Annotated in this window: 1 protein-coding gene; it reads right to left on the bottom strand. The window is 65.6% G+C overall.

Annotated elements, in window-relative coordinates; all coding sequences use genetic code 11:
• A partial coding sequence (locus RRF55_RS29105; RefSeq protein WP_439419466.1) for an alpha/beta fold hydrolase occupies nucleotides 1-215 on the bottom strand: 215 nt, incomplete at both ends.

Raw genomic sequence — 215 nt, forward strand, 5'->3', positions numbered from 1 at the left:
GTCGGGCGCGTCCAGCACCACCTGCTGCGCAACGAAACCGCCGAGCGAGAAGCCGAGCAGATCGACGCGGCCCAAGCCCATCGTGCGAATCAGCGCGATCGTGTCCTGCGCCATTTCCGCGACGGTTACCGGTGCTTTGCCACCTGATCCTCCAATGCCACGGTAGTCGATGGCGATGACCCGATGCCTGCTGGCCAGGCCATCCACGATGCGCG

The organism is Klebsiella sp. K47, from assembly GCF_051858335.1.
Lineage (GTDB): Bacteria > Pseudomonadota > Gammaproteobacteria > Enterobacterales > Enterobacteriaceae > Klebsiella > Klebsiella pneumoniae.